The organism is Streptomyces sp. NRRL F-5755, from assembly GCF_001279365.1.
Taxonomy (GTDB): domain Bacteria; phylum Actinomycetota; class Actinomycetes; order Streptomycetales; family Streptomycetaceae; genus Streptomyces; species Streptomyces rimosus.
In genome coordinates, this window is sequence record NZ_LGCW01000001.1 from 156,981 (window position 1) to 182,907 (window position 25,927).

Annotated in this window: 27 protein-coding genes; 8 read left to right on the forward strand and 19 right to left on the reverse strand. The window is 72.3% G+C overall.

Going from position 1 to position 25,927, the window contains the following annotated elements; translation table 11 throughout:
• Positions 1 to 302 precede the first annotated feature (302 nt).
• The 6 genes from ADK86_RS00705 to ADK86_RS00730 all read right to left on the reverse strand — a co-directional run bounded on the left by ADK86_RS00705 (position 303) and on the right by ADK86_RS00730 (position 5,327).
• Positions 303 to 1,025 carry a hypothetical protein gene (locus tag ADK86_RS00705; RefSeq protein ID WP_053694726.1) on the reverse strand — a complete coding sequence of 241 codons (723 nt, stop codon included), beginning with the start codon at positions 1,023 to 1,025 and terminating at the stop codon, positions 303 to 305.
• A complete protein-coding gene (locus ADK86_RS00710) occupies positions 1,025 to 2,332 on the reverse strand; it encodes a putative T7SS-secreted protein (protein WP_053694727.1) in 1,308 nt (435 codons plus the stop codon). Before ADK86_RS00710 ends, ADK86_RS00705 begins: the two co-directional genes overlap by 1 nt.
• On the reverse strand, positions 2,329 to 2,628 hold the full coding sequence (locus ADK86_RS00715; protein ID WP_003985108.1) for a hypothetical protein: 300 nt from the start codon (positions 2,626 to 2,628) through the stop codon (positions 2,329 to 2,331). The genes ADK86_RS00710 and ADK86_RS00715 overlap by 4 nt, the downstream gene beginning before the upstream one ends.
• An 8-nt stretch (positions 2,629 to 2,636) precedes the next feature.
• Positions 2,637 to 3,587 carry a hypothetical protein gene (locus ADK86_RS00720; RefSeq protein WP_159393738.1) on the reverse strand — a complete coding sequence of 317 codons (951 nt, stop codon included), beginning with the start codon at positions 3,585 to 3,587 and terminating at the stop codon, positions 2,637 to 2,639.
• A 27-nt stretch (positions 3,588 to 3,614) separates the two neighbouring features.
• The gene (locus ADK86_RS00725; protein WP_199834322.1) at positions 3,615 to 4,592 is read right to left on the reverse strand and encodes an urea transporter; all 978 of its coding nucleotides are present in this window, start codon (positions 4,590 to 4,592) and stop codon (positions 3,615 to 3,617) included.
• 84 nt (positions 4,593 to 4,676) lie between these two features.
• Positions 4,677 to 5,327, reverse strand: coding sequence for a TetR/AcrR family transcriptional regulator (locus ADK86_RS00730; protein WP_053694729.1), 651 nt, complete (start codon positions 5,325 to 5,327; stop codon positions 4,677 to 4,679).
• Between the two features lie 106 nt (positions 5,328 to 5,433).
• Between ADK86_RS00730 and ADK86_RS00735 the strand changes: the two genes are divergently transcribed.
• The 4 genes from ADK86_RS00735 (at position 5,434) to soxR (ending at position 8,533) form a co-directional block, all read left to right on the forward strand.
• The gene (locus tag ADK86_RS00735) at positions 5,434 to 6,585 is read left to right on the forward strand and encodes an acyl-CoA dehydrogenase family protein (RefSeq protein ID WP_053694730.1); all 1,152 of its coding nucleotides are present in this window, start codon (positions 5,434 to 5,436) and stop codon (positions 6,583 to 6,585) included.
• A gap of 129 nt (positions 6,586 to 6,714) precedes the next feature.
• Positions 6,715 to 7,344: a TetR/AcrR family transcriptional regulator gene (locus tag ADK86_RS00740; RefSeq protein WP_030370981.1), complete on the forward strand. Its 630-nt coding sequence runs from the start codon at positions 6,715 to 6,717 to the stop codon at positions 7,342 to 7,344.
• 111 nt (positions 7,345 to 7,455) lie between these two features.
• Complete coding sequence (locus tag ADK86_RS00745; protein WP_030591095.1) at positions 7,456 to 7,917, forward strand: MaoC family dehydratase; 462 nt, start codon at positions 7,456 to 7,458, stop codon at positions 7,915 to 7,917.
• 85 nt (positions 7,918 to 8,002) lie between these two features.
• Positions 8,003 to 8,533, forward strand: a complete 531-nt coding sequence (gene soxR, locus ADK86_RS00750) for a redox-sensitive transcriptional activator SoxR (RefSeq protein ID WP_053694731.1) — start codon at positions 8,003 to 8,005, stop codon at positions 8,531 to 8,533.
• 4 nt (positions 8,534 to 8,537) lie between these two features.
• On the opposite strand, the gene ADK86_RS00755 is transcribed toward soxR, so the two are convergent.
• The 6 genes from ADK86_RS00755 to ADK86_RS00775 form a co-directional block, all read right to left on the reverse strand.
• Positions 8,538 to 9,980 (reverse strand): amidase, encoded by a 1,443-nt coding sequence (locus ADK86_RS00755; RefSeq protein ID WP_053694732.1) that lies wholly within the window; start codon positions 9,978 to 9,980, stop codon positions 8,538 to 8,540.
• 64 nt (positions 9,981 to 10,044) lie between these two features.
• Entirely contained in the window at positions 10,045 to 10,158 is a 114-nt protein-coding gene (locus ADK86_RS45570) for an MFS transporter small subunit (RefSeq protein WP_003982118.1), read from the reverse strand.
• A complete protein-coding gene (locus ADK86_RS00760; protein ID WP_053694733.1) occupies positions 10,155 to 11,576 on the reverse strand; it encodes an OFA family MFS transporter in 1,422 nt (473 codons plus the stop codon). Before ADK86_RS00760 ends, ADK86_RS45570 begins: the two co-directional genes overlap by 4 nt.
• A 106-nt stretch (positions 11,577 to 11,682) precedes the next feature.
• The gene (locus ADK86_RS00765) at positions 11,683 to 12,300 is read right to left on the reverse strand and encodes a hypothetical protein (RefSeq protein ID WP_053694734.1); all 618 of its coding nucleotides are present in this window, start codon (positions 12,298 to 12,300) and stop codon (positions 11,683 to 11,685) included.
• A 353-nt stretch (positions 12,301 to 12,653) separates the two neighbouring features.
• The gene (locus tag ADK86_RS00770) at positions 12,654 to 13,970 is read right to left on the reverse strand and encodes a hypothetical protein (RefSeq protein WP_053694776.1); all 1,317 of its coding nucleotides are present in this window, start codon (positions 13,968 to 13,970) and stop codon (positions 12,654 to 12,656) included.
• Between the two features lie 224 nt (positions 13,971 to 14,194).
• Positions 14,195 to 15,505 (reverse strand): MFS transporter, encoded by a 1,311-nt coding sequence (locus ADK86_RS00775; protein ID WP_053694735.1) that lies wholly within the window; start codon positions 15,503 to 15,505, stop codon positions 14,195 to 14,197.
• 236 nt (positions 15,506 to 15,741) lie between these two features.
• Here ADK86_RS00775 and ADK86_RS00780 point away from each other — a divergent pair, with 236 nt between their 5' ends.
• A complete protein-coding gene (locus ADK86_RS00780; RefSeq protein WP_159393739.1) occupies positions 15,742 to 16,179 on the forward strand; it encodes a hypothetical protein in 438 nt (145 codons plus the stop codon).
• Between the two features lie 127 nt (positions 16,180 to 16,306).
• Here the strand turns inward: ADK86_RS00780 and ADK86_RS00785 are convergent, their stop codons facing one another.
• On the reverse strand, positions 16,307 to 17,683 hold the full coding sequence (locus ADK86_RS00785; RefSeq protein ID WP_053694737.1) for an exo-beta-N-acetylmuramidase NamZ domain-containing protein: 1,377 nt from the start codon (positions 17,681 to 17,683) through the stop codon (positions 16,307 to 16,309).
• 207 nt (positions 17,684 to 17,890) lie between these two features.
• Here ADK86_RS00785 and ADK86_RS00790 point away from each other — a divergent pair, with 207 nt between their 5' ends.
• The 3 genes from ADK86_RS00790 (at position 17,891) to ADK86_RS00800 (ending at position 21,058) form a co-directional block, all read left to right on the forward strand.
• On the forward strand, positions 17,891 to 18,712 hold the full coding sequence (locus tag ADK86_RS00790; protein ID WP_053694738.1) for an SDR family oxidoreductase: 822 nt from the start codon (positions 17,891 to 17,893) through the stop codon (positions 18,710 to 18,712).
• Complete coding sequence (locus tag ADK86_RS00795) at positions 18,709 to 20,364, forward strand: class I adenylate-forming enzyme family protein (RefSeq protein WP_053694739.1); 1,656 nt, start codon at positions 18,709 to 18,711, stop codon at positions 20,362 to 20,364. The genes ADK86_RS00790 and ADK86_RS00795 overlap by 4 nt, the downstream gene beginning before the upstream one ends.
• Before the next feature lie 70 nt (positions 20,365 to 20,434).
• On the forward strand, positions 20,435 to 21,058 hold the full coding sequence (locus tag ADK86_RS00800) for a TetR/AcrR family transcriptional regulator (protein ID WP_053694740.1): 624 nt from the start codon (positions 20,435 to 20,437) through the stop codon (positions 21,056 to 21,058).
• 24 nt (positions 21,059 to 21,082) lie between these two features.
• Here ADK86_RS00800 and ADK86_RS00805 read toward each other — a convergent pair whose 3' ends face one another.
• The 6 genes from ADK86_RS00805 to ADK86_RS00830 form a co-directional block, all read right to left on the reverse strand.
• Positions 21,083 to 21,973, reverse strand: a complete 891-nt coding sequence (locus ADK86_RS00805; protein WP_053694741.1) for a bifunctional helix-turn-helix transcriptional regulator/GNAT family N-acetyltransferase — start codon at positions 21,971 to 21,973, stop codon at positions 21,083 to 21,085.
• A gap of 39 nt (positions 21,974 to 22,012) precedes the next feature.
• On the reverse strand, positions 22,013 to 23,263 hold the full coding sequence (locus ADK86_RS00810) for an acyl-CoA dehydrogenase family protein (protein WP_053694742.1): 1,251 nt from the start codon (positions 23,261 to 23,263) through the stop codon (positions 22,013 to 22,015).
• A 9-nt stretch (positions 23,264 to 23,272) separates the two neighbouring features.
• The gene (locus tag ADK86_RS00815) at positions 23,273 to 24,346 is read right to left on the reverse strand and encodes a phosphotransferase family protein (protein ID WP_053694743.1); all 1,074 of its coding nucleotides are present in this window, start codon (positions 24,344 to 24,346) and stop codon (positions 23,273 to 23,275) included.
• 136 nt (positions 24,347 to 24,482) lie between these two features.
• Positions 24,483 to 24,836: a DUF202 domain-containing protein gene (locus tag ADK86_RS00820; protein WP_053694744.1), complete on the reverse strand. Its 354-nt coding sequence runs from the start codon at positions 24,834 to 24,836 to the stop codon at positions 24,483 to 24,485.
• Between the two features lie 3 nt (positions 24,837 to 24,839).
• Positions 24,840 to 25,250 (reverse strand): YidH family protein, encoded by a 411-nt coding sequence (locus tag ADK86_RS00825; protein WP_003982131.1) that lies wholly within the window; start codon positions 25,248 to 25,250, stop codon positions 24,840 to 24,842.
• A 106-nt stretch (positions 25,251 to 25,356) separates the two neighbouring features.
• Positions 25,357 to 25,890, reverse strand: coding sequence for an NUDIX hydrolase (locus ADK86_RS00830; protein ID WP_053694745.1), 534 nt, complete (start codon positions 25,888 to 25,890; stop codon positions 25,357 to 25,359).
• Between the last annotated feature and the right edge of the window lie 37 nt (positions 25,891 to 25,927).

Sequence of the window (25,927 nt, forward strand, 5' to 3'; positions counted from 1 at the left end):
TGGAGCACCGCCGCATTCGGCATGGTCCTCCTCGCAGCCGGCAGCCCACTCAGCACACCCCCTGGGCCTCCCGACCACTGGACCCTCCCCACCGGCATCACCATGCTCACCGGCGCCACAGCCCTGACCCTCCTGGCCCGCCACCCCCGCATCCCCACCGCCCCGACCATCACAGTCATAACGGCCAACGCTCTCTCCTGCATTGCGATGTTGGTGCTCGCGGTTTCCGGCCTGCCGGCTCTTACGGGGGTGGGGAGGGTGTTTGCGGGGTTGGAAGTTGTGGGGTTGCGGGGCTGACCGGGTCAGCCGAAGACGCTGCGGATGTCTTCCCCGTCGCTCGGGTCGCCCGTCGCCACGGATACATCGAGTTCCGGTGAGGGCGCGTCCGTAGGCGGCGTGAACGAGATGCCCCCGGCAACCAGGGTGGCTATCTCCAGAAACTCTCCCTCGTACTCCAGGGCCTCGGTGGTCAGGGTGAGAGCCACTGCCTCCGGAGCCCCGGGGAACGCGATGTCGAAGGTCACGGACCGCACTTCCGTCGCGCCGTCCGCCGCGACGCCGAAACACGCGCCCGGCACCGGCACGACGCGGTCGGAGACCGTGACGGCCGCCGGGCCGCAGGGCAGGGGAACGATGGCCCGGTGCAGTGCGGAGGCCGCGTCGTCCGTTCGCTGGGCCTTGAGGACCTGGCGGGGGTAGAGGTTGGGGTCTCCCGGAGCGCGGTCCACCACGAAGATCTGGCAGAGCCCGGTCAGCAGGCCATCGTCCTCCGTGCGCAGGGCGAAGGAGCTGAAGTGGACCAGTCCGTCCGCCACCATCCTGGCCAGCGCGCTCTCGAAGCTGAGCACACCGGCGACCAACTGGTCCGTCGTCGCCGATGGATGGACCGCGGAGAGCCGGTCGTAGCTCTCCTCCATCCGGGGGTGCGGGTCGGCGGCCAGGTCGACCGGATGGAAGCCGTCGGGCAGCACGTACCACAGGGGAATCGGTTCGGCCGGGGCGGAAGCGCGGGGGTCGGGCCGCATCACAGGGCCTTGGCGACGGAGAAGATCTTCTTGACCGGGTCGACTGCCATGCCCGCACCGACCAGACCGTCGTTGTACTCGGTGCCCTTGGTGGCGGCGTCCGTGGTGGCATCGCTGTGCGACCACCCCATGTCGAGGGTCATGGCGGTGGGGACCGCGAGACCTCCGGTGACGACGGCCTGCGTGATATCAGCGGCCATGACTCCCGCGGCACTGGAGGAGCCGAGCTTCCCGGCCGCCCACTCCACGGGGCCGGCGATGACCCGGTTCGACGGGTCGACGGCTTTGGCGAAGCCCGAGAAGTGCGAGCCGCCGGTCCGCACGGCCTGGGACACGGCGGAAGCGCTCCGGGTCGCGGCGCCCGCACCGCGTGCCGCGCTGAAGGCGGACCTGCCGGACGTGATGGCGGCCTTCGCCCCACGACAGGCCGGGCCGACACCGGGCACGGCACCGAGGAGGTCACCGCCGAGGGTGGCCCACTCGCTGAGGTTCTTCGATGTGGGGGGCCACATGTCCTTGCCGCTCCGGATGTACTGGTTGGCGTGCACCGCCGCCGCGGCGAGGCTGAGCCCGATGGCGACCGGCGCCAGTACGGGGACGAAGATGGCGGCGATCCCGGCCACGGTCGCGGCGATGGTGAGCAGGTCTCCGCCGTGGTCGTCCCACCAGTCCTTCAGACCGGACCAGAGACCGCCGTCGGGTGCGTGGTCACTGGCGCACTTGCGGATCCGGTCGGCGTGTTCCTGGGCTGTCTCACCGTGCCGGCTCTCCAGGTTCTTGGCGTCGTCGATCAGATCCTGGAGTTTCGCGCGGGCGTTGTCCAGGGTGGTGGCCGCGCTGTCCACCTTTCCCTGTGCGGCGTCGAGGCGGTGCTGGGCGCTGCTGAGTTCGGCTTCGGTCCCGAAGTACTGTCCGGCCAGACCGAGGTCGGGGCTCGCCAGCGCGGCCCGGTGTTCCTGCTCGGCCCGTTCGGCCTTCCTTCTGGCGTCCTTGGCGTCTTCCTCGTAGTTGCGGGCCTTCACTTTCATGTCGTGCAGGGAATCGCTCCATTTCGCCAGTTCGCCACCCGCGTCCTTCAAGGAGGCGTGCGCCTTCTTCAGGTAGTCGGGGAGGTCGGCCACTTTTTCGGCGAAGGCCCTGGCCGCGTCGCCGCTCCAGTAGGAGCTTTCCTTGTCCAGGGAATCCAGGAGGTCATGGGTGCTCTGCAGGGTTTCGGCGGCCCGTTTGAGGTTGTCGGCCAGGTTGGTCGCCAGACGCGGGTGACCAGGGGTGGGGTTCCAGCCGAGCCCGCTCCAGTCGTCACTCATTTCTTTCCCCCTGCCTTCTTGAAGCCCTCCTGGATCCCGTCCTCGGTTTCCTCATAAGCCTTGATGATCGCCGGGAGTGCTTCATTCAGTGTTTTGAGGCGCTTCTTCGTCTCTTTCAGCCCGTGCTCCCAGTCGTCGTGGAAGTCCTCACAGGCTTTGTCGAGCGAGCGCTTGCCCAGGTTCTTCGGGCCGGTTTCCAGCATCCGGCGCAGCGCCTCTTCGAGTTGCTTCTCGCTGTCCTCAAGCTTCTTCTTGAGTCTGCGAAGTTCGGAAAGGCTCACAGTGAAATCGGCCATGTCTCCCGCTATCCCTGCCCCGTGTCGGGCCGGTTGTCCGACTCGGCCTCACGCGCCAGAACCGCGTCCCGGTAGGCCGCGATGACCGGCTGGTGACGGGTCCGGCTCTCCCGCGTCGCCTGCTTGCCGCGCCGGATCCAGTGGCCGCCGAGCAGCAGGCCGCCCGCTGCGACGACGTGCCCCAGCACGTACGCCGACCAGTCGCTTCCCGTCGTGAAGCCATGTGGCAGCGTGCCGTCGAGCCAGGCAGCACCCACGGCGACCATGGTGAAGGCGCCGGCCATGAGGGCGAGAGCCGCCCCCATGACGAGCCGGTCCCTCTTGGCACGCAGTTTGTGTACGCCGTCCTCTGCTGCCTTGAGGGTCGCTTCGTCCAGCGGGTCGAAGCCGTCACGTGCGCGCGACCACTCGGCCATCCGGCGTGCCGCGGTGCTCTGCCGCAATTCATCCAGGCGGGGACCGCCCCGGACATCCGCGGATTCCGCGGAGCCCGGCCGGGTGCCCTCCCGGTAGAAAAGCCACAGCCCCTTTGTTCCGTGGGTCTGCCGGGCGAATCCCACCTCGTTCGCGACTCTTTCCGCCTCGGCGGTGGTGAGGGCGGGGAACCGTCCCGGGGTGACACGCACATGTCCTCGCGCGTTCGGAGCCCCCGTACGCAGCTCCTTCTTCAGCTCCGCGACCTGTTCGGCCCGCGGTACTTTCGTACGCTGCCGGCGGGTGTCCCACGCGGCATACAGAGCGAGTACCGCGAACAGACCGGTGACGAGCCAGACCCACCACGGGAATCCGAACCCGACGTCAGCGCCGGGCGGAGCCGCCAGCGGAAGGCGGCATGGGTGGCCACCGCAACTGACCATGCGTTTCTCCCTGACCGACAAACAGAGCACTGCCCATTCGCCGACCAGACTTCCCGGCACACCGATGACGAAGCTACATGATGCGTCACCCGCACCGCTCAAGGGGCTCCATCGGTAGAGCGCATCGAGCTACTGCCGGAGACGCGAAAACCCCGGCACCGCCCCCAAAAACACCAACGTCGTCAGCACAAACGGCCAGGTGAAAACATGCCCCCCGGACGGCGCCGTGAGGGCGGTGATCGCAGGGGTCAGGGCTGTTGCGGTCGCCGCGCCCGCCGTTGCGTATGCGGCGGTGCGGCGGCCCGCCGGGAGGAACACCCCGCACAGTGCCATTGCGACCAGCACCGCGTTGTAGCCTGCCGCGCCGGACGCGATCTGGGTTGTCGGGGCGCCCAGTGTCCATGCCGTGGCGGTGCCGGTCAGGCTGCCCAGGCAGGCCATTGTTCCGGCCGTGCGGCTCGCGGCGAAGATTCCGGCCAGGAAGAGGGCGCCGACGTACCACTGCGGCATGAAGAAGATCTGGGCGATGTTGGCGAGGAGGCCGTGCCACAGGTCGGTGAAGGAAAGGCCGCCGGGCGGCCCGCCGGTTCTGGGCAGTGCCGCCGGGGCCGCGCCCTGGTGCCAGACGCGCGCCAGGCCCGGTGCTGCGAGTGTCAGCGCGCTCGCCACCAGGCAGAAGGGGAGGGTGAGGGTGGGGAGTTGCCAGGTGCTCAGGGCGCGTGCCGCGGCGGTGGTGATGACCGTGACCACCGCGCTGCCTGCCATCGCGAGCAGCAGAGTGGAGAGGTGGCCGGGGCCCAGGAAGACCGCCGAACCGACCGCTACCAGGCACGCGTTGAAGCCTTCCAGGCCCGCTGTGATGCGGTCGCGGTCCACGCCGAGCAGGTGCGCCGTGGCCGTGCCGGTCGCGGTGCCGAGGAGTCCGTACAGGCCGTACGCCCAGCCCGCCGCGCACAGCGCCACGGTGAAGACCGCGCCGGTGACCGCGCTCGGCAGGAAGTCGACCTGGGCCTGGCCGCGCAGGACGTGGACGGCGTGCCGCGTCCAGTGGTGCCGGGCGGTCCGGGGAGTGCTCCGGTTCCGTAATGCGGTGATCTGATCGCGCACGTCGTCCTCCCCATCTCACGGGCGGGGGCACGCCGGTTCGTGCGTGCACCGCGCCGGGGCCACCCGGGCGGATGCACCTTACAGCTACTTCTGCGGCGGGTCCGGGTCCGGGTCCGGGTGCCGCAGCGCCAGCCCGTCGACCAGCGCCAGCAGGCCCGTCTCGAACGCCCCCTCGTCGACCCGCTGCTGGTGCTCCGCCAGCAGGTGCGCCTGGCCGAGGTGCGGGTAGTCGGCCGGGTCGTACGCGCTCGGGTCGGCCACGAAGCCGCGGGCGAAGGAGCCCAGCGCGGAGCCCGCGACGAAGTAGCGGACCATGGCGCAGATGCGGGTCGCCTGGGCGGGCGGCCAGCCGGCCTCGACCATGCCGCCGAAGGCCGCGTCGGCCATCTTCAGGCCGGCCGGGCGGCGGCCGGGGCCCTGGGCGAGGAAGGGCACGATGTTCGGGTGCGCGGCGAGGGCCGCGCGGTAGGAGCGGGCCCAGGCCAGCAGCCCGGTCCGCCAGTCGGCGCCTGCCGCGAGGGCCGATACGTCCACCTCGGAGATCACCGTGTCGGCGACCGCGTCCAGGATCTCGTCCTTGGTCGTGAAGTGGTTGTACAGGGAGGGCCCGCTGACGCCCAGCTCGGCGGCGAGGCGCCGGGTGGACAGTGCCGTCAGGCCCTCCGCGTCGATGAGCGCGAGCGCGGTGGTGACGATGCGCTCCCGGCTCAGGAGGGGCTTGCGGGGTCGGGCCATGCCGCACATAGTAGAGGCTGCCGCCCGAAAACTAGCAGTGATAGTTAATGGGGCGGACGGCTGTCCCGGGCGGCCCGGCTGCCGTCCTCCGCCGCGAGGGGCCTTCATGAACCTGGAGCTGAGCGAGGAGCAGGCTGCCGTCCGGCAGCTGGCCAAGGACTTCGTCGACCGCGAGATCGTGCCGCACGCCGCCACCTGGGACCGCGCCGAGCGCGTCGACCGGGCCGTGGTGAAGAAGCTGGGCGAGCTGGGCTTCCTCGGCCTGACCGTCCCCGAGGAGTACGGCGGCTCCGGCGGCGACCACCTTGCCTACGCGCTGGTGACCGAGGAGCTGGGCCGCGGCGACTCCGCCGTGCGCGGCATCGTCTCCGTATCGCTGGGCCTGGTCGCCAAGACCGTCGCGGCCTGGGGCGACGAGGACCACAAGCGGCGCTGGCTGCCCCCGCTCACCTCCGGAGAGGCCATCGGCTGCTTCGGTCTCACCGAGCCCGGCACCGGCTCGGACGCGGGCAGCCTGGCGACCCGTGCCGTACGGGACGGCGACGCGTACGTGATCAACGGCAGCAAGATGTTCATCACCAACGGCACCTGGGCCGACGTGGTGCTGCTCTTCGCGCGCACCGGCGACGCGCCGGGGCCCAAGGGCGTCAGCGCCTTCCTCGTCCCCGCGGACACGCCCGGCCTGGAGCGCCGGGAGATCCACGGCAAGCTGGGGCTGCGCGGCCAGGCCACCGCCGAGCTGGTGTTCCAGGACGTACGGGTGCCCGCCGGCGCGATGCTGGCCCCGGAGGGGAAGGGGTTCTCCGTCGCGATGTCGGCGCTGGCCAAGGGCCGGATGTCGGTCGCGGCGGGCTGTGTGGGCATCGCGCAGGCCGCACTGGACGCCGCCGTCGGGTACGCCACCGAGCGCGAGCAGTTCGGCCGGACCATCGCCCACCACCAGCTCGTACAGGAGCTGATCACCGACATCGCCGTGGACGTGGACGCCGCGCGCCTGCTGACCTGGCGGGTCGCCGACCTGATCGACCGCGGCGAGCCGTTCGCCACCGAGGCGTCCAAGGCGAAGCTGTTCGCCTCGGAGGCGGCGGTGCGCGCCGCGAACAACGCGCTCCAGGTCTTCGGCGGCTACGGCTACATCGATGAGTACCCGGTCGGCAAGCTGCTGCGGGACGCCCGGGTGATGACGCTGTACGAGGGCACCAGCCAGATCCAGAAGCTGGTCATCGGGCGGGCGCTGACCGGGGTGTCGGCGTTCTGAGGCGGCCGTGCCCGGGCTTCCCGGGGGCGGCGTGCCGCACCACTCGGCCCTAAGCGCTTGCTCATCGGCGCGGTAAGGTGTTCGGTCCGTCGCGGAGAGCCCGCGGCGGACCGAGGATCGGGGTGCGCGATGGTCACGGAGGCGGAGCGGACGGACGGCTCGGGGGAGGACTGGGCCGACGTGTCCCCGGAGGCGGCCCGCCGCCTGGTCCGTGCCGCCGTCCAGGCGTTCGCCGAGCGCGGCTACCACGCCACCACCACCCGCGACATCGCGGGCCGGGCCGGCATGAGCCCCGCCGCGCTCTACATCCACTACAAGACCAAGGAAGAGCTGCTCTACCGGATCAGCGGCGTCGGCCACGAGAAGGCCCTGCGGATCATGGAGGAGGCGGCCGCCGCCGAGGGCGGCCCCACCGAACGGCTCGCCGCCGCCGTCCGCACCTTCGCGCGCTGGCACGCGCGGCACCACACCACCGCCCGGGTCATCCAGTACGAGCTCCAGGCGCTCAGCGAGGAGCACTACACCGAGATCGCCGACCTGCGGCGCCGCACCGACCGCTCGCTGCGCGGCATCCTCCAGGACGGCGCGGACGCGGGGGAGTTCACCGTCGGCGACGTGCCGGGCACCACCCTCGCGGTGCTGTCGCTGTGCGTGGACGTGGCCCGTTGGTTCTCCGCCGAGGGCGCCCGTACGCCCGAGGAGGTGGGCGATCTGTACGCCGACCTCGTCCTGCGCATGGTGGGCGCGGCCCGTCCTTGAGCGGGCCCGGGGCGGGCATTGACAGGTCCGGGGGCCGCTGAGCATGCTGAGCGAGCGCTTAGCCAAGGACGGCACGGTCCGCGTCCGCGCGACCTGAGGAGGCATACGGACATGGCACAGCCCCGGGTGTTCGGCTCGCTCGACGAGCTGCGGAACGCGGTCGGCGAGGACCTCGGCACCAGCGACTGGCTGGAGATCGACCAGAAGCGGATCGACCTGTTCGCGGACGCCACCGGCGACCACCAGTGGATCCACGTCGACCCGGAGCGGGCCGCGGCCGGACCGTTCGGCGCCACGATCGCGCACGGCTACCTGACGCTGTCGCTGCTGCCCGCGCTCGTACCGCAGCTGCTGCGCGTCGACAACGTCAAGATGGGCATCAACTACGGCGTCAACAAGGTCCGCTTCCCCGCTCCCGTCCCGGTCGGCTCCCGGCTGCGGGCCACCGCCCGGATCGCGGACGTGACCGAGGTGCCCGGCGGTGTGCAGCTCGCGACGGCGGTGACGGTCGAGCGCGAGGGCGGCGACAAGCCGGTGTGCGTGGCCGAGACGCTCAGCCGCTTCCTCCTGTGACGGGCCGTTGCCCCTAGGCGCACCGGGGGCCGGGCCCGGCCCCTCCCCGCGGCTCACCGCACGCGCCCACGGATAGGGTTGTTCCGTGCCTCAGCTTCCTTTCAAGGTCCACGAGCTCACGGTCGGCCAGCTCTCCGCGCGGAGCGGCGCGGCGGTGTCCGCGCTGCACTTCTACGAGTCCAAGGGACTGATCAGCAGCACCCGTACGGCCGGCAACCAGCGCCGCTACACCCGCGACGCGCTGCGCCGGGTCGCCTTCGTGCGCGCCGCCCAGCGGGTCGGCATCCCGCTCGCGGTGATCCGCGACGCGCTCGCCGAGCTGCCCGACGAGCGCACCCCCAACCGGGAGGACTGGGCCCGGCTCTCCGAGGTCTGGCGCGGCGAGCTGGACGAGCGGATCAGCCAGCTCGTCGAGCTGCGCGACCGGCTGACCGACTGCATCGGCTGCGGCTGCCTCTCCCTTCAGAAGTGCGCGCTGTCCAACCCGTACGACGAACTCGGCGAGCAGGGGCCGGGCGCGCGGCGGCTGCGCGTGGACCGGGGTGGCGGACCGCCCCGGACGGGTGCCACCGGCAACGGCGCCACGACGCCGGACGAATGCAGCACGAACTGCTGAGGGCTCACCAGACCTCCGGCTTGCGGTGCGCCCACGGCCGGGCCCGCTCCAGCTGCGCCGAGAGCGCGATCAGCGTCGCGTCCTCCCCGTACCGCCCGCCCAGCATGACGCCGATCGGCAGACCGGCCGCGTTCCAGTGCAGCGGCACGCTCACCGCGGGCTGGCCGGTGGCGTTGTAGAGCGGCGTGTACGGGGTGAAGGCACCGACGGCGGCGAACTCGGCCTGCGGGTCCGCGTCGTTGCGCAGCCCGCCCACGCGCGGCGGCGGCGTCGCGACCGTCGGCGTCAGCACCACGTCGAACCCGCCCTCGCGCGGCATCACCCCGTCGGCGATCAGCTGCCCCAGCATCCGGAACGCGTACAGCGCGCGGGCGTACTCGACCCCGGGGATCTGCGCGCCACGTCCGCGCAGATAGCGGGTCAGCGGCAGCAGCTCCGCCTCGTGCTCCGGCGGCACCGGGCGGTTGGCGGCGATCACCGACCAGACCAGGGTGAAGGCCAGGCGGTAGCTGTCGTCGGTGGGCAGGGACAGCTCGTCCACCTCGTGCCCGAGGTCCGCGAGGAGCGCGGCCGTCTCCGCGACGGCGGCCCGGCAGTCCGGGTGCACCTCCACGCCGGGGAACGGCACGTCGATCAGGAAGCCGACGCGCAGCCGCCCCGGGTCGCGCCGGGCGTGGGCCGCGTACGTCTCGCCGGGCGGCAGCGCGGGCGCCGCGTACGGGTCGCCGGGCATCGGGCCGGCCATCGCGTCCAGCAGCGCGGCGGCGTCCGCGACCGTACGGGCGAGCGGGCCCGCCGTGGCCAGGCCGGAGACGTCGTGGAGCAGCGGGCCGGGGCTGATCAGGCCGCGGCTCGGCTTGATGCCGTACAGGCCGCAGAGCGAGGCGGGAATACGGATCGAGCCGCCGCCGTCGCTGCCGTGCGCCACGGGGGCCAGCCCGCCGGCCACCGCCGAGGCGGCCCCGCCGCTCGAACCGCCCGCCATCCGCTCCAGGTCCCAGGGGGTGCGGGCGGGCGGCGCGAGGAGGTTCTCCGTGTAGCAGGGCAGGCCGAATTCCGGGGTGTTGGTCTTGCCGAGCAGGATCGTGCCTGCCCGGCGCAGCTTGGTGACGACATGGTCGTCCCGCTCCGGCACATAATCGGCGAACGCCCGTGAGCCCATCGTGCAGCGCACCCCGGCGACCTGCGTCAGGTCCTTGACCGGCACCGGGACCCCGTGCAGCGGCGGCAGTTCCCGGCCCTCGCGCCGCGCCGCGGCGGCCTCGTCCTCCGCGGCGGCCGCCTGTTTGCGGGCGATGTCGGGGGTACGGGTGAGGAAAGCGCCGAGCGTGCTGTCCAGGTCCTCGGCGCGGGCGAGGTAGTGCTCGGTGATCTCGACGGGGGACAGTTCGCCGGTCCGTACCCCGGCGGCCTGCTCCAGAGCGGTCAGATCGTGCAGTTCGGCCATGCGGGTCCGCCTTCGGGTGCGCTGTGGGGGCCGGTCCGGGCGGGCCGGGACCGGCGGTGCTGTGTCAGCCCGTGAAGAGTTGTCTCAGCTTCAGGGCCAGTTCGTAAAGGCCGTACCCGAACGGGAGGCCGACCCACAGCCAGGCCACGACGAGCAGGGCGGTGCGGCGCGCGGTCACGAGGCGGCTCCCTTCGGGGCGGTGGGGGCGGCGGTCCGTGCCCCGTAAGGCGGTGGCTCGTGGTGCCGCGGGTGGACGGGCCGCACCAGCTCGTTGGCGGCGAACCCGACGACGAGCAGGCCGATCATGACGAAGAAGGAGGTCGTGTACAGCTCGGGGCCGGTGTGCCCGGCGGACCTGCGGGCGTCGGCGATGGCGTTGACGATCAGCGGCCCGAGGACGCCGGCGGTGGACCACGCGGTGAGCAGCCGGCCGTGGATCGCGCCCACCTGGTGCGTGCCGAACAGGTCCGTCAAGTAGGCGGGCACGGTGGCGAACCCGCCCCCGTAGAACGAGAGCAGCACCGCGGCGCACCCGATGAACAGCGGCTTGGACGCGTCGCCCGCCAGCGCGATCAGCAGATACATCAGCGCGCCCGCGCCCAGGTAGAGGCGGTAGACGTTCTTCCGTCCGGCCAGGTCGGAGGTGGCCGACCAGACGATCCGGCCGAGCATGTTGGCCAGCGACAGCAGGCCGACGAAGCCCGCGGCGGCCGACGCGCTCACCGGCGCGGAACTGTGCGCGAAGAAGTCGGCGACCATCGGCGCCGCCTTCTCCAGGATGCCGATACCCGCCGTGACGTTCGTGCACAGCACCACCCACAGACACCAGAACTGCGGGGTGCGCAGGGCGTTACGGGCGGAGACCTGCGCGGTGACCGGCGGGCGGGGCGCGGCCGTACGGCGTGGGGCGGAGCCGCCCGCGCCAAGGGCTTCCGCATCGGGGACCTCCGCGCCCGGGAGTTCCGCGTCGCTCGGCGGCACCCGTACGAGCAGCACCCCGAGCGTCATGAAGACCGCGTACGCCAGCCCCATCACCAGGAACGTCCGGGCGATCCCGGCCGGACCGGTGCCCAGGACGCCCAGCAGCCAGGCCGACCACGGCGAGGCGATCAGGGCGCCGCCGCCGAAGCCCATGATGGCGATGCCGGTGGCCGTGCCGGGGCGGTCCGGGAACCACTTGATGAGCGTGGACACGGGCGAGATGTAGCCGATGCCCAGGCCGACGCCGCCGATCACCCCGTACCCGAGGACGACGAGCCAGTACTGCCGGGTGGCCGCGCCGAGCGCCGCCACCAGGAAGCCCGAGGAGAAGCAGACCGCCGAGACGGCCATCGCCCAGCGGGGGCCGTTGCGTTCGACGAGGGTGCCGCCGAACGCGGCGGACAGCCCCAGCATGACGATGGCCAGCTGGAAGGGGAGCGCGGACGCCGTTCCGGACAGGCCCAGCGCGGATTCCAGGGGCGGTTTGAACACGCTCCACGCGTACGCCTGCCCGATGGCGAGGTGGATCGACAGGGCCGCGGGCGGCACGAGCCAACGGCTCCAGCCCGGCGGCGCGACGACGGTACGGGAACGGGAACGGCCGGACGCACGCATGAGGCGGAACGTACAGCGTTCACCCACCTCCGGGAAGTACGCCCACGCCGCGTCCGCACCGCGCCCGCGCCCCGCGAACGCGCCGGCACCGCGCCCCGGCCGCCCCTCAGGCCGCCACGAACAGCCGCCGCTCGCGGGACGACTGCCGCGCCTGCGCCAGCGTCTCCCTGGTCAGCACCGACAGCGGCGCCACGATCCCGCACTCCTGGCACACCGGTCCCGCCATCGGAAAGCGTTCGAGATCCGTGCGCCAGACGAACCGCCGCGTGTCGCAGACCGGGCAGTCCGCCCGCGGCGTGCCCGCCTCCATCGCCCGGATCATGCTGCGCAGCACCGCGGGCAGCGGCGCCGCGGGATGCCGGTGGGGCGCTTCGCACGGCACGATGTCACAGCCGCCCCACGTACGCCGGTGCCAGTCGTCGAGCGCGCTGGGCTGCCGGATGCCGTCGTGCTTCTCGCGGCGCCTGCGGGCCGCGAACTCCTGCTCGTACCCGAGCCAGACGGCGCGGGCCTCCTCCAGTTCCTCCAGTGCGGCCACCAGCCGCGCCGGGTCGGGTTCGCGGTCCTCGGTCGCGATGCCCGCCCTGGTGCACAGATGGTGCCAGGTCGCCCGGTGCCCGTACGGGGCGAAGCGTTCGAGGCACTTGCGCAGCGCCGTACGCCGCTGGGTGGCGACGAGACGGGGGTTGCGCACCTGTTCTGCGAGAGCTCTGAAACCGGCCAATTCATCCCACCTCCGTGGGGAGGACCCGACTGGACAGAGAATGGACGTAGCGGACCGCCCACCGGATCCATCGAACTGTCTTGCGGGTGTGTGGTGGCGGCACTCGCGCCGCACCGGTCGCGCCCCTCGCTCCCGGTGTCCCCCGCGGCGCCCGGCGCGCCTCGTGTGCATCATCCACCGTACATCTGTGGGGATTTGAGAAAGTTAAGGTTGCCCACCTTCCGACTGCGGCGCGATGTCGGCGCCCTCGCCGCAAGGGGCGCCGGTGACTCCTGGTACCCATACGCGGGGCGATCGATCCATGAGAAGGGCTACTTGGCGCTTTCCCGCCCCGTACGAGAGTTCGCGCCGCTCTATTCCCTCGTGACCCGCCCGGCCCCCAGCACCACCCGCGCCAGCTCCCCATGGCAGATGTCACTGTGCGCACCGGCGGGCGGCGGGCCGTCCCGGACCACGGACGACGCGTCGATGTTCACACAGCCCGACCCCGGGACCGCGGCGCCCAGCCGCACGCTCCGGGTCCCGTCCACCGCCTGGATACCGTCATGGCCGATCGCACCCCAGCGGTCGAACAGCCCCAGGAAGCTCGCCGAGTCGCCGGAGAGCTTGGAGGCCAGCGGGTAGAGCATGCTCAGCGCCGAGTCGTGCCGCGAGAAGCAGGACACCATCGGACCGTCCACCCGCTGCTGCACCCCTTGCAGCGCACCGCCGTGGTCCGGGTCGTGCGGCAGCCGGGCGGCGAAGGCGTAGTGCGAGAAGGCGCCCTGCAACAGGGTCACGGATTTCACCGCGGTGACGCCGGCGGGCATGCCGCGCAGCGCGTACGACACCAGCCGAGCGCCGAAGCTGTGCCCGAGCAGGTGGATGCGCACGCCCGGCGCGCTCTTGACCAGCGCGCCGAGTACCGGGCCCAGCCCCAGCTGGCCCACCACGCCCGACCGCCGCTTCATCCCGTAATAGCCCGACTGCCGCAGGAACTCCTTCGCCCCGTTCCACAGCCGCTTCAGACCGTCCCCGAACAGCTCCTGCTGCCCGCACTTCTCCAGCGCCGCCGTGAAGATCTCGCACACCCCGAGCGGGTCGTCGGTGAGCATCGCGGGCATGCCGGTGCCCAGGTCCTCGGCCAGCCGTTCCGCCGGGCTGTTCGCGCGTACGGACACCAGATCGCGTACGAGACGCGCGTACTCGTCGAAGGCGGACCGGGCCTCGGGCCGCCCGGCGAGCAGCTCCTGCACGCGCCGCAGCGTCAGCTCCCGGCCGGGGAAGCACCGCGCCAGGGCGCGCAGCGTCGCGTCGTCCAGCAGCGGCGGACCGGCCGGCACGGCCGGCGCACCGGCCGGTGCCGGGGGGAAGCCGGGGATCGGCTCGTCCGTGAACCGCATCGCCGGCCAGATCACCCCGGCGTACCCGAGGCGCACCCCGGCCCCCGCCATCGCCGGGAACGGCGCGAAGAACCGCCCGTACAGGCTCGTGGCCATCGACCGGTCGTTGTTCCAGCCGTGCGCGAAGACCAGCAGATCGGTGACGCGCTCCCGCGCCGCCCCGGCCACCAGCCGCTCCCGCTGCCCCGCGTCCGGGTCGCCGTCGGCGTCGAACGTCAGCTCCCAGTACGGCCGTACGCCGATGCCCCCGGCCGCCGCTGCGCCGGAACTGCCCGCGGTACCCGTCATGACGACCCCCTGAGCGGCGCGCCGGGCCACGCTGCCGGGCCGGAATTCCGGGTCGCGCCGCGTTGTGCAGCGCATCGTCCTGCGGAAGGGGGAATCCGGCCATACGTCAGGTGGGGGCGATCCGGGGCGGGGGATCGGGCGGTGGCCGGTGGGCCGGGCCAAGGCCGCCCCCGGCCCACCGGGCGCCCACCGGGCCGGGGGCGGCCCGTCAGCCACCGCTCCCCTCAGCCCGCCAACTCCCTCTCCCGCGTCTCCGGCAGCGCCAGTACGCACACCAGCGACACGACCGCCATCGCCGTCACGTACCACCCCACGGAGCCCGACCCGAAGGCCGCCTGCAACCGGGTCGCCACCAGCGGCGACACCGCGCCGCCCAGCACCCCGCCCAGGTTGTACGCCAGCGAGGCGCCCGAATACCGCACGGTGGTGCCGAACAGCTCCGGCAGGTAGGCGCCCATCGGCCCGTACACCACCCCCATGCAGAACAACGCGCCCCCGATTGACACCGCGATCAGCACCGGCTGTCCGGTGTCCAGCAGCGGAAAGAGGACGAGCCCCCAGACGACCGCCGCCGCCGTCCCGGCCAGCACCAGCTTGCGCCGCCCCGCGCCGTCCGAGCGGGTGGCGGCGAGCCAGGTGCCGGCGGCGAGGAAGAGGCAGGCGATCAGCGAGAGGGCGAGCATGGTGTTGCGGGAGACACCGAGCGTGCCGGTGGCGTACGCCAGGCAGTATGTGGTCGCCGTGTAGAAGAGCCCGTACGCGATGATCATCCCGCCCGCGCCGAGCAGCAGTTCCCGCGGGTAGCGCCGCAGCACCTCCAGCGCGGGCACCTTGTCCGCCTCCCGCGCGTCCATCACCTTCGCGAAGACCGGCGTCTCGCTGATCTTCAGCCGTACGAACAGCCCCACCGCCACCAGCAGGAACGACAACAGGAACGGCACCCGCCACCCCCACGACCGGAACGCGCCGTCGTCCAGCACCGCCGACAGCAGCCAGAACACGCCCGTCGCCGCGAAGAACCCCACCGACGGCCCCAGTTGCGGAAACGCGGTATACAACCCACGCCGCTTCTTCGGCGCGTGCTCCACCGCCAGCAGCGCGGCCCCGCCCCACTCGCCGCCCAGCCCGATCCCTTGCAGGAACCGCAGCACCATCAGCAACAGCGGCGCCCAGATCCCCAGCGTCCCGTACCCCGGCAACAACCCCACCAGCGCAGTCGACAGCCCCATCAGCAACAACGAGGCCACCAGCACGGACTTCCGTCCCACCCGGTCCCCGAAATGCCCGAACACCACCGACCCGAGCGGCCGCGCCGCAAACGCCACCGCGTAAGTCGAGAACGACGCGAGGGTGGCGTTGACCGGATCGAGGGTCGGAAAGAACGCCTGGTTGAGGACCAGGGCGGCGGCCGTCCCGTAGATATAGAAGTCGTAGAACTCGATGGCCGTCCCGATGAACGAGGCCACGGCCACACGGCGGAGGCGCTCGGGGGCGGCGGGCGCGGTGGTGTCCTCGCCCGGGGACGTATGCGCCACGCCCGGGACCCCGTCCGCCGGGACGGCTGCTGATGTCGCGTCACTGTGCACGAGCCGCACTGTCACGCGGGATTGTCGGGGCAGTCAATAGGTGGGATGTGGTGTCTTGGCTGGTGAGACCGGGGAGGCGGTGGCGATCGGTACGGCAGGGGCCGTCGTCCGTGGATTTCCTGTATGAGTACGATTTTCCGCACAGAACGGAACACGGGGACGTGTACGGGGGAGGCGCCGGCCTGATGAAGATCGCGGCTCGGGTGGCCATCGCGGCCTCGGTGGTGGTCGTTGTGCTGATGCTGGCCGGTGTGGTCTACATCAGCCTGTTCGTCGGGTGGACGCAGGGAAGGGCGGAGCCGGGCGATGTCGTCGGTACCTGGACAGGGCCGCACGGCGCGCAGGTGACGTTGCGCAAGGACGGGTCGGCGACCGCGTCGAAGGTGCCGAGCAACCCCAGGGACCACAACCCCGATGACACCTTCGGCGGCGAGGGCACGTGGAAGCTGGGGAGGGTGACGAACTCCCTCGCGGAACAGGACATTCAGGTCGAGGTCGGTACCGGGCCGGGAAAGACCATGACCTTCGAGCTGGTGGTCGACGGCGACGGGGCGCGGGACGGCCTCCACATACCGGTGTCCGCGGACTCGGCGCTGGGCATCGACTTCCGGCGGACGCCCTGACGCCTGTCCCGAAGCGCCCGCCCCTCACCCCACCACCCCCACCACGTCAGGACGTCCATGGGCTTGCCGGGGGGGCGGGGCCCCCGCCTCCCGCTACCAGCAGTGCAGGCACATCCCCCACCTCCCGCTACCGGTAACGCAGATACTCCCTCCGCATCCGCCGGAAGCCCGTCAAGTCCTCCTGCCAGGCCCCGGCCACCTCGTCCACGCCCGCCCCCGCGTCGATCATCGTGCGGACGCGCGGGGTGCCGGTGAGCTTGTCGATCCAGTGGTCCGGGCGCCAGGTGAAGCCGGGCCAGGTCTGTTTGGCGGTGATCAGGAGGGCGATGCCGGTGCGGACCGGGTCGAAGGCACGGCGGTCGTGGACGTGGAGCTGGACGCCGCCGATGGTCTTGCCCTGGAACTTGGAGAAGGTGGGGGCGAAGTACGCCTCGCGGAAGTGGACGCCGGGGAGGCCGATGTCCGTGGCGAGGGCGGTGATCGCGGCGGCCCAGCGGCGGTCGATGCCGTCCGCGCCGAGCAGTTCGAAGGGGCGGGTGGTGCCGCGGCCCTCGGAGAGATTGGTGCCCTCGAAAAGGCAGGTGCCCGCGTAGACCAGGGCGGTGTCCGGGGTGGGCATGTTGGGGCTGGGCGGGACCCAGGGGAGGCCGGTCGCGTCGAAGAAGTCCGACCGCCGCCAGCCCTTCATCGGGACGGTCTCCAGCTCGGCCGGCCGGCCCGCCGCGCGTGGCACGAACTCGGCGTTGAAGAGGGCGGCGAGTTCGGCCACGGTCATGCCGTGGGCGAGGGCGATCGGTTCGCGGCCCACGCCGGAGGCTTGGGCACGGTCCAGTACGGGGCCGGTGGCGGCGCGGCCCGTCACCGGGTTGGGGCGGTCGAGGACGACGAAGCGTTTGCCCGCGAGGACGGACGCGACCATGCAGTCGTACAGCGTCCAGATGTAGGTGTAGAAGCGCGCGCCGACGTCCTGGATGTCGAAGACGACGGTGTCCACGCCGGAGCGGGTGAAGATGTCGGCCAGCGCGCGGCCGCTCTTGCCGTAGGTGTCGTGGACGGGCAGGCCGGTGGCCGGGTCCTTGTAGCTGCCTTCGGAGCCGCCCGCCTGTGCCGTGCCCCGGAAGCCGTGTTCGGGGCCGAAGACGGCGGCCAGGTCCACCCGTTTGTCGGCGTGCATCACGTCCACGATGTGGCGTACGTCCGGGGTGACGCCGGTGGGGTTGGTCACGATGCCGATGCGGCGGCCGGAGAGGAGGGCGTAGCCGTCGGCGGCGAGGCGGTCGAAGCCGGTGCGGACCCGGGGGCGGTCTCCCCGCGCGGCGGCTTCTGCCGCTCCGGTCCCGGCCGTATCGGTGCCGGTCGCTTCGCCGCCTCCGGTCGCGGCCCGACCGGCGCCCGTGCCCCCGTACGCCGCAGCCGCCTCACCCGTCATCGCCGTCGCACCCATCGCACCCGCCACGCTCGTGACCGCCGTAGCGGCCAGCAGTTTCCGTCTGGACACGGTCATGCGTCCACCTCCGCCGTCAGGCCAGTGTCGTGCGCACGCTAATGCCAGGCGGCCTCCGGGGGAACGCGCCGGACGGCGTGCCGCGTGCCGTCGCCGCGTCCGGCGCACGAGGGGTCCGCGCCCTTCCGCTTCGCCATACCGACTGGTTAGTCTGCCTGGCAGTCGTGTCAGGGGCGACCGATCAGGGGCGACCGAGGGAGACCGCAGGTGGAAGCCGTACGGGACAGGACAGTCGTGGTGACCGGGGCGGGCGGCGGCATCGGCGCCGCGCTCGCCCGCCGCTTCGCCGCCGCAGGGGCGCGGGTGGCGGTCAACGACCTGGACGCGGCCAAGGCCGGGGCGATCGCGCGCGAGATCGGCGCCGTCGCGGTTCCCGGTGACGCCTCAACCGTCGTACCGGCGGCCCGTGAGGCGCTCGGCGGGACCGTCGACATCTTCTGTGCCAACGCCGGGGTCGGCACCGGCGGCGGCCCCGAGGCGCCGGACGACGCCTGGGAGCTGGCCTGGGACGTCAACGTGATGGCGCACGTACGGGCGGCCCGCGCGCTGCTGCCCGAGTGGCTGGAGCGCGGCGCGGGCCGGTTCGTGTCCACCGTGTCCGCGGCGGGCCTGCTGACCATGGTGGGCGCGGCCCCGTACAGCGTCACCAAGCACGGCGCGTACGCCTTCGCCGAGTGGCTGTCGCTGACGTACCGGCACCGCGGGATAGCCGTGCACGCCATCTGCCCCCAGGGGGTGCGCACCGACATGCTCGCGGCCACCGGCGCGGCCGGGGAACTGGTGCTGACCCCGACGGCGATCAAGCCCGCCGCCGTCGCCGACGCGCTCTTCGCGGCGATGGCGGAGGAGCGGTTCCTGGTGCTGCCGCACCCGGAGGTCGGGGAGTACTACACCGCGCGGGCGGGCGACACCGAACGGTGGCTGGGCGGCATGAACCGCCTCCAGCGGAAGCTGGAAGGCGCCGGGCGGCCGGAGGCCGTCGTGGAACCGGAAGCAGGTGCCGCCGCAGCCGAGGAGGCGGCCCGATGACCTCCTACCAGGACAAGCCCTGGCTGACCCAGCTCACCGACGCCCAGCGCGCCCCCGTGCACCCGCATTCCTCCGCCCTGCACGCCTTCCAGGACGCGGCCCGTCGCGCACCGGACCGTACCGCCCTCGCCTACTTCGACGGCCGGCTGTCGTACGCCGAGGCTGACGCGCTCAGCGACGGTGTGGCCGGGCACCTGGCGGCGCGCGGATTCCGGCCCGGCGACCGTGCCGCGATCATGCTCCAGAACACCCCGCACTTCGCCCTCGCGCTGCTCGGCGCCTGGAAGGCGGGCGGCATCGTCGTCCCCGTCAACCCCATGTACAAGTCCGCCGAGATGACGCACATCCTCACCGACGCCGAGGTCACCGCCGTCGTCTGCGCGGACCGTACCTGGGACGCCTTCCTGCGGACGACGGCCGCCGCGGTGCCGTCCGTACGGATCGCGCTGACCGCCTGCGAGCGGGACCTCCAGACCCGCGACGACGCGCGGGTGCTGCGCGGCGAGCGGCTCGGGCCGTGCGAGGGCGCGGACGACCTGCTGGCGGCGGCCCGCGCGTACGAGGGGCGGCCGCCCGGCATGGCCGGGCCGGACGCCGTGGACACCGCCCTCATCAGCTACACCTCCGGCACCAGCGGCGCCCCCAAGGGCGCCACCAACACCCACGGCAACATTGCCTACAACGCCGAGCGGCAGCGCACCGGCCTCGGCCTGCCCGACGGCGCCACGTACTTCGCGCTGGCCCCGCTCTTCCACATCACCGGCATGGTGTGCGAACTGGCCGCCTGCTTCACCAACGCCGGCACCCTCGCGCTGGCCTACCGCTTCGAGCCGGGCGTCGTCCTCGACGCGTTCCTGGAGCACCGGCCCGCCTACACCGTCGGCCCGTCCACCGCCTACATGGCGCTGATGGCCCACCCCGGCGTCACCCGGGACCACTTCGCGTCCTTCTCCTCCCTCTCCTCGGGCGGGGCGCCGCTGCCGCCCGCGCTGGTCGAGAAGTTCCGCGCGGACTTCGGCCCGTACCTGCACAACGGCTACGGGCTGACCGAGTGCACCGCCCCCTGCGCCAGCGTCCCGCCGGGCCGTGAGGCGCCCGTCGACCCGGCCTCCGGCACCCTCGCCGTCGGTGTGCCGGGCCCGGACACGGTCATCCGGATCATCGACGACCAGGGCCGGGACGTGCCGTTCGGGGAGCAGGGCGAGATCGCGGTGCGCGGCCCGCAGGTGGTGCCCGGCTACTGGCGCCGCCCGGACGCCACCGCCGAAGCCCTGCCGGACGGCGAACTGCGCACCGGCGACATCGGCTTCATGGACCTGGCCGGCTGGCTGTACGTCGTGGACCGCAAGAAGGACATGATCAACGCGTCCGGCTTCAAGGTGTGGCCGCGGGAGGTCGAGGACGTGCTCTACGGCCACCCCGCGGTGCGCGAGGCGGCCGTGGTCGGCGTGCCGGACGCGTACCGGGGGGAGTCGGTCAAGGCGTATGTGAGCCTGCGGCCCGGGCTGCACGCGGAGCCGGCCGAGCTGGCCGGGTACTGCAAGGAGCGGCTGGCCGCGTACAAGTACCCGCGTCAGGTGGAGATCCTGCCCGAGCTGCCGAAGACGACCAGTGGCAAGATCCTCAGGCGGGAACTGCGCGGGCGCGGCTGACCGCGCCCACGGGGGCACCACGCAACGATACGAAGCACCACGCACGACGCACGAGGGACAGGTGAGGGCGATGGCCGGGACGACGGACGGCGGGAGTACCGGGAGTTCCGGAGGCGCCGGGAGCGCCAAGCCCGTGGCCCAGCGGTTGCTGGCCACCGCCACCCGGCTCTTCGCCGAGCGGGGCTACGACCGCACCTCCGTGCAGGAGATCGTCGAGGCCGCCGGCGTCACCAAGGGCGCCCTGTACCACTACTTCGGCTCCAAGGACGATCTGCTGCACGAGGTGTACGGCCGGGTGCTGCGGCTCCAGCAGGAGCGCCTGGACCACTTCGCGGACGCCGACGCGCCGGTGGAGCGGCGGCTGCGGGACGCCGCGGCGGACGTCGTGGTCACCACCATCGAGAACCTCGACGACACGAAGATCTTCTTCCGCTCGATGCACCACCTCTCGCCCGAGAAGGACAAGCAGGTACGGGCCGAGCGGCGGCGCTACCACGAGCGGTTCCGCGCACTGGTCGAAGAGGGCCAGCGCACCGGGGTGTTCAGCAGTGCCACCCCGGCCGACCTGGTGGTGGACTACCACTTCGGTTCGGTGCACCACCTCGGCACCTGGTACCGCGAGGACGGCCCGCTCACACCACAGCAGGTCGCCGACCACCTCGCCGACCTGCTGCTGCGGGCGCTGCGGCCGTGAGGGGCCTCGACACCGGTTCCAGGCTCAGGCCCCGCCGATCCGCTTCTCGAACCAGTGATGCGCATACGGCTCGTCGTTGAAGGCCGGAACCTCTTCGAAGCCGTACGCGCGGTACAGGTCGATCGCGCCGCTGAGGGCCTTGTTGGTGTCCAGGCGCAGTACGTCGCGGCCGTGCCGTACGGCCCGTGCCTCCAGCTCGCGCAGCAGGCGGCGGCCGAGGCCGAGGCGTCGTGCGTCGGGGGCCACCCACATGCGTTTGACCTCGGCGGGGGCGTCGGGCGGTAGTTTCAGGCCGGCGCAGCCCACGGGGGTGCCGTGCAGCCGGGCGACCAGGAACAGGCCGTGCGGCGGGCGGAGTTCGCCCGCGTCGGGCAGCAGGCTCCGGGCGGGGTCGAATCCGGTCTCGAAGCTCTGCTGCATCTCGGTGAAGTAGGACTTCAGGCAGTGCTGCGCGTCGGGGTGGGCCGGGTCGACGACGTCCAGTGCGACCGTTGTGGCGGTCAGCAGCCGGTCGACCTCGGCCATGGCGGCGACCAGCCGCGCGCGCTGGCCGGCGTTGAGCGGTTCCAGCAGGGAGCCGGCCAGTTCGTCGCTGCGGTCGTCCAGCGCTGCGTGCTCCGCGCGGCCCGCTTCGGTGAGCCGTACGGTGCGCACCCGCCGGTCCTCGGGCTGCGGTTCGACCGTGACCAGGCCGTCGGCCTCCAGGGCGCGCAGCAGGCGGCTGACGTACCCGGAGTCGAGCCCGAGGCGCTCGCGCAGCTGCCGTACGTCCCGGCCCCGTTCGCCGATCTCCCAGAGCAGCCGGGCCTCGCCGATGGGCCGGTCGCGGCCGAGGTAGTGGTCGTGGAGCACGCCCACGCGTTCGGTGACGGTGCGGTTGAAGCGCCGCACCTGGTCGATCTGTGCCGCATCCATTCCCTGACCTTAGTCAGAGAATGCGGGGCGGGTCCAGTGTCACAGGTAAGTCTTCAGCTCCCGTCGCGCCAGCGACCGCTGGTGCACCTCGTCCGGCCCGTCCGCGAGCCGCAGCGTGCGGGCCGCCGCCCACAGCTCTGCCAGCGGGAAGTCCTGGCTCACCCCGCCGGCGCCGTGCAGCTGCACGGCCCGGTCGAGGATGTCCACGACCGTACGCGGGGTGGCGATCTTGATGGCCTGGATTTCCGTGTGCGCGCCCTTGTTGCCCACGGTGTCCATCAGCCACGCGGTCTTCAGCACCAGCAGCCGCAACTGCTCCACGGCCACCCGCGCGTCGGCGATCCACTGCTGGACGACGCCCTGGCGCGCCAGCGGCTCGCCGAAGGCCGTACGGGACACGGCGCGGCGGCACATCAGCTCGATGGCGCGCTCGGCCATCCCGATCAGCCGCATGCAGTGGTGGATGCGGCCGGGGCCGAGGCGGGCCTGCGCGATGCCGAAGCCGCCGCCCTCCTCGCCGATCAGGTTCGCCGCGGGCACCCGCACGTCGTGGAAGACGACCTCGGCGTGGCCGCCGTGGTAGTGGTCCTCGTAGCCGTACACCCGCATGGCGCGGCGGACTTCGAGGCCCGGGGTGTCGCGCGGGACCAGCACCATCGACTGCTGGCGGCGTACGTCCGCACCGTCCGGGTCGGTCTTGCCCATCACGATGAAGATCCGGCACAGCGGGTTCATCGCACCGGAGATGTACCACTTGCGGCCGTTGATGACGTACGATCCCTCACTCTCGGCTCCGCTCGACCGGGAGGTGCCCCCACCGTCCCGCTCGATGCGGGTCTCGATGTTGGTGGCGTCCGAGGAAGCGACGTCCGGCTCGGTCATCGCGAACGCCGACCGGATCTCGCCCGCCAGCAGCGGCCGCAGCCACTGCTTCTTCTGCGCCTCCGAGCCGAACTGCGCCAGCACCTCCATGTTCCCGGTGTCCGGCGCCGCGCAGTTCAGTGCCGTGGGCGCGAGTTGGGGACTGCGGCCGGTGATCTCGGCGAGTGGCGCGTACTGGAGGTTGGTCAGGCCCGCGCCGTACTCCTCGTCGGGCAGGAACAGGTTCCACAGGCCGCGCCTGCGCGCCTCGGCCTTCAGGTCCTCCACGATCTGCGGGGTGTCCCACGGCGAGGCGAGCGCCGCCCGCTGCTCGTCGGCGACGGCCTCGGCCGGGTACACGTGCTCGTCCATGAAGGACAGCAGGTTCTTCCGCAGCTCTTCGGTACGGGCGTCGAATGCGAAGTCCATCGGCGTGCCTCAGCCTTCCTCGGCGGTCGTCGTCAGGGTGTCGAGCGTGGCCCGGCCGCGGTCGATGAAGACCGGCACCAGCTCGCCGATCCGGTCGAAGCCCGCGCCGACGGTCTGCCCGAGGGTGTAGCGGTAGTGGATGCCCTCCAGGATCACCGCGAGCTTGAAGTACGCGAACGCCGTGTACCAGGCGATGCCGGACACGTCCCGGCCGGACCCGGCCGCGTACCGTTCGATCAGCTCGGCCGGCTCCGGATGGCCGGGTGCGCCGCGCGTGGTGGCGATCGGGGAGCCGGGCAGGTCCTCCTGCTCGCTGTACATCACCAGCAGGCCGAGATCGGTCAGCGGATCGCCAAGGGTGGACATCTCCCAGTCCAGTACCGCTGTGATCCGGTCGTCCGCGCCCACCAGTACGTTGTCGAGCCGGTAGTCACCGTGCACGACGGTGGGCGCGGGGGAGACGGGCAGCGAACCGGTCAGTGCCTCGTGCAGCGCGTCGATGCCCGGCAGGTCGCGGCTGCGCGACGCCGCCAACTGCTTGCCCCAGCGGCGCAGCTGCCGCTCCAGGAAGCCGTCCGGCCGCCCGAAGTCGCCGAGGCCGACCGCCGCCGGATCCACGGCGTGCAGCGCGACGAGCGTGTCCACGAGGGAGAGCACCACGCCGCGGGTCCGCTCGGGGCTGAGCGCGGCGAGCTGCCCGGCCGTACGGTACGGCACGCCCGCCACCAGCTCCATCACGTAGAACGGCGCCCCGAGGACCGCCTCGTCCTCGCACAGCAGCAGCGTGCCCGGCACCGGCACCGCCGTCGGGTGGAGCGCGCTGATCACCCGGAACTCGCGCCGCATGTCGTGCGCGGTGGCCAGCACATGGCCGAGCGGTGGGCGGCGGACCACCCACTGGCCGGTGCCGTCGGTGATCCGGTAGGTGAGGTTGGACCGGCCGCCTTCGATCAGCTCGGCTTCCAGCGGGCCCCGCACCGTGCCGGGGCGCTCCCGGTCCAGGTGGTCCCGCAGCCGCTCCAGATCGAGCCCCGGTGGACCCGGCCGCGCCGGGGGCCGCGGGGGAGGGGTGCCGTCGCTCATCGTGCTCCTCCGTACGGAAAGAGGCGGTCGCCCCGGTCGGGCAACCGGGCCGCTACGATCATGCCGACTAGTCGGTATGGCGTCCAGAGGGTGAGTGTGGGGTGTGGGTCACCCGGCGCGAACGGGCCGGCCGGTCTCAGACCAGGATCGCCGCGCCCAGCACCGCCAGCGCGCAGGTGCAGGCCACCACGGCCAGTGCCGTACGGGCGGACAGGACCGGCGGCCGGCTGTCGTACATCGCCCGCATCCGTACGTGCGCCGCCGCCACGAACGCGATCCACACCAGCAGCACGAGCGCGACCGCCACGATCACCATCGGACCCGGATCACGGTGCTGCACCACCTGACGGCCCGCCAGGATCGCGACCACCGTGCAGGACAGGGTGGTACGGCGCCAGGCGAGCCGGGTGCGCTCCGGTTGCAGACCCGGGTCCCGGTCCGGGGACGGCTGGTCATGGCGCGCCTGGTCACGACGCGGCGGACCGGCCATCGGTCAGCGCGTCCAGCCGATGGCGACCAGGACCACCATCGCCGCCGCCAGCAGGCCCACGGCGACCGCCAGCACGGCCGGGAAGCGGGACGCGGGCAGGTCCTCGCCGCGCCGCATCGCCCGCTCACAGCGCACCCAGTGGTTGACTGCCCGCACCGCGCACAGCGCGCCGCCCACCAGCAGGACGACGGTGCACGTCGTCCGCAGCACATCGTGCAGCCGGGGCAGGAACTGATCCACCGCGAACCCGCCGCCCACCAGCGCCAGCCCGGTCCGCAGCCAGGCCAGGAAGGTGCGTTCGTTGGCGAGCGAGAAGCGGTAGTCCGGGGTCGTGCCCTCCTCGCGGACGCGCGCGGGGGTGAACCACAGCCGGACGCCCGCGCCGATCGACCGCAGCCTGTCGGTGAGGATCATGGCCAGAACCCTACGCGGTGCGGTCCGGCCGCCGCCTCTCCCGTGCCGTTCGACCGTGCGCTTCCCGTGCCGTCCGGCGGGCCGCCCGTACCGTACGGCCCGGCGGCTACCCGTCCCGCTCCGCCCGCCACTCCAGCAGCCTCTCGTAGGCGGCCATGCCGTCCGGGGTCCACTTCCACTGCGGGATGCGCTGTGCCAGCTCCGCGTCGGTGAGGAAGGTGTGCCAGGCCACCTCCGACTCCTGGGGCTGTACGGGCAGCGTGCAGCGCACCTCGTAGACCGCCGACCACCAGGTGTGCTCGGGCGTCTCGTACAGGAACTTGAACAGCGGGACCGGCTGCGGAAGGCCGCTCACGCCCAGCTCCTCCTCCGCCTCGCGCAGCGCCGTCGCGTCGTACGTCTCGCCCGCGCCGACCACGCCGCCGACGAACATGTCGTAGTGCGAGGGGAAGACCAGCTTCTGCGGGGTGCGCCGGTGCACGAAGATCCGGTCCTCGGCGTCCCGGGCGAGGATGAACGTGCAGCGGGTGCGCAGCCGGTGGGCATAGGCGTCGCCGCGCCGGGCCTGCCCCACGACCTCGTCGCTCTCGTTGACGATGTCGACGATCTCGTCCGCGTTCAGTGGTTGCTGTGGGTCCATGCCCCCATGCAATCAGCCCGGACGGACCGCGGCGCGG